1 tRNA gene and 2 rRNA genes are annotated in these 640 nt (G+C 47.0%); all 3 read right to left on the bottom strand.

The window, feature by feature from the left end:
• Nucleotides 1-102: ribosomal RNA gene (locus ACOZIO_RS25055) — 23S ribosomal RNA — on the bottom strand; the annotation flags it as partial.
• Between the two features lie 235 nt (nucleotides 103-337).
• Nucleotides 338-413 (bottom strand) — tRNA-Glu (locus tag ACOZIO_RS25050).
• 143 nt (nucleotides 414-556) lie between these two features.
• Nucleotides 557-640 (bottom strand): 16S ribosomal RNA (locus ACOZIO_RS25045); the annotation flags it as partial.

The following is a 640-nucleotide window of genomic DNA, read 5'->3' as shown; positions in this document are numbered from 1 at the left end:
ATAACGGTTCATATCACCTTACCGACGCTTTTCGCAGATTAGCACGCCCTTCATCGCCTCTGACTGCCTAGGCATCCACCGTGTACGCTTAGTCGCTTAACCTCACAACCCGAAGGTGTTTCCACCGCCGCATTGCGATTATTTGAGAGACTCTGTTACAGACTAATCCACCACTCAGTACAGATACGGAGAGTGATGCTCAGCTGTAAACTTTCAATTTTCAGCTTGTTCCAGATTGTTAAAGAGCAATATCTTAAACATGACTCGTTAAAGTCATCTTTAAGTTATTTTCTGTTCATAAAGAACAGGGGATAATGTCTTTCACACATTATCGGATTGGCGTCCCCAAGGGGATTCGAACCCCTGTTACAGCCGTGAAAGGGCAGTGTCCTAGGCCTCTAGACGATGGGGACACGAAAAATCCGTACCAGACCACCTGAGTGGTTTGGCACTTTTCGCATCAGCGTAAGGTTGCCCTTACCGCATCAACAGGTGCTCTTGCTCATTAATTTCATCAGACAATCTGTGTGGACACTGCACAATGCGTATCTTGAGGTAAGGAGGTGATCCAACCGCAGGTTCCCCTACGGTTACCTTGTTACGACTTCACCCCAGTCATGAATCACAAAGTGGTAAGCGC

This window comes from Rahnella sp. PD4 (assembly GCF_049199325.1).
In the GTDB taxonomy this organism is placed as follows: Bacteria; Pseudomonadota; Gammaproteobacteria; order Enterobacterales; family Enterobacteriaceae; genus Rahnella; species Rahnella perminowiae.
This window is presented reverse-complemented; position numbering and strand designations above follow the sequence as displayed.